Origin of the sequence: Psychrobacter aquimaris, assembly GCF_016107525.1 — a bacterium.
Taxonomy (GTDB): domain Bacteria; phylum Pseudomonadota; class Gammaproteobacteria; order Pseudomonadales; family Moraxellaceae; genus Psychrobacter; species Psychrobacter aquimaris.
Genome location: NZ_JABASR010000031.1, coordinates 1 through 1718 on the forward strand (window position 1 = coordinate 1; position 1718 = coordinate 1718).

General features: G+C 39.5%; 1 protein-coding gene. It reads right to left on the reverse strand.

All coding sequences use genetic code 11. The annotated features are described in order from the left end of the window. Positions 1–102 precede the first annotated feature (102 nt). A complete protein-coding gene (locus JFC10_RS14740; RefSeq protein ID WP_198333481.1) occupies positions 103–1164 on the reverse strand; it encodes a TRAP transporter substrate-binding protein in 1062 nt (353 codons plus the stop codon). Between the last annotated feature and the right edge of the window lie 554 nt (positions 1165–1718).

A 1718-nucleotide genomic window follows, 5' to 3' on the forward strand; every position in this document is an offset into this window, starting at 1 on the left:
TGAGGACGATGATGATAAGACTGATGCCGCCGATAAGCTGACACAGTCTGGAGATAAAGGTACTAATTTTGACTAAAAATGCCATGTGACACCTCCAATGGGTTATACCACTTTACAGGCGGCACTGGCAGCTTTGGCTTTTGCATAGACACCATCAGCATCTAAACCCAAAGCATTAACGTCATTTAAATATTTTTTAGTGCCCTTTTCGAGTGGACCTTTCCAATCTGGATCATTAAGTGGATCAGGGATTTCAACAATTTCATCGCCTTTATCTTTAGCCGCTTGTATGGCCATTTGGTCATGCTTATCAAATACTTCACCAACTTTATTCGCCAATGCCATTCCCGAGTTTTTATCTAAGACTTGCTTTAAGTCATCAGGTAAATTGTCATATTTATCCTTATTCATAGTGACCATAAGCGCGGAGCTATAAAAAGGAATATTGGTATGATATTTGGTGATTTCGTCAATTTTAAATGCTGTTACGGCTTCCCAAGGGAAACTTAATCCATCAACAACCCCGCGCTGTAGAGAGGTATACATATCATTTGCGGGTAGACCTACTGGTGAAGCGCCAGCACTTTCGATAATGTCACCTGCGACCGCAGAAGGGCGGCGGATGCGCATACCCTTCATGTCTTCAGGAGTCCGAATCAATTTATCCGTAGTATGCAATGAGCCAGGCCCAGCGCCATACATGAATAGTAGATGTGAGTCTTCATACTCACTAGCAAGTGTACCATCCTCATAAAGAGTCTGTAGCATACAACCCATCTGAGTCGCTGAGTTTGATAAACCAGGAAGTTCAGTGATTTGAGTTAAAGGAAAACGACCACTGGTATAACCATGTGCTTGTGAACCAATATCTATCGTACCTTTAGCAGCAGATTCGTAGGTAACATCTGCTTTGGCAAGACCTGCGGATGGATACAATTCTACTTTTAGGCGACCATTAGAATCTGCTTCTATTTGTTTCGCCCAAGGTTCAAAGACCTCTGTGCTAATAGATGAAGTTGCTGGCCAAAAGTGAGAGAAGCGTAAAACAGTCGTTTCTTGAGAGTTGGCTGATGAGCCATCAGTCGTGTCAGCGGATTGGTTAGAACAGCCTAAAAGACTGACAGCCGCTAGGGCACCAATTGAAAAAAGAGGAGCTAGCTTCATTATCAATTCCTTTTGATAATTATAAGAGTAGGAGTAAAGCTGATATTTCGTACTTTAAATTAAAAAATAATGAGTTATCTACAAAGTTAAAACATTATTTTTATAAACCTGTAATAAACATACTATTTAAAATTAGCAGCTATAATGATATAAGTCAAATCATTTTGGATGAGTAAGCCAGTAATATATTCAATAAATGTACACAAATTTATGTAGATCGAAATTGATTAAATTGAGGTCATGTCCTCGAAAGAAGAGTGACATAATATTTTTAGAGAATTTAATTTTGACCAGCTATAGGTGAGCTATTCTACAGTTGGAGAAAACTATAATCGATACAATACTATCGAGCGTAGATTATATAAATAGTAGATCTAGCGAGAGAGACACCGTAGCAACTTGGCATTTATTTGATATAGATAACAGTTACGTCAAACCCAACCAAACCCCAGCGCAAAGAAAACCCCCTTCTGCATAAGCAGAAGGGGGTTTAACTTTAGAATAGAGAGCTGACGATGACCTACTCTCACATGGACGAATCCACACTACCATTG

Coding starts and splice junctions, on each gene's coding strand:
- JFC10_RS14740 (WP_198333481.1), bottom strand. CDS start 1,164: ATGAAGCTAGCTCCTCTTTTTTCAATTGGTGCCCTAGCGGCTGTCAGT.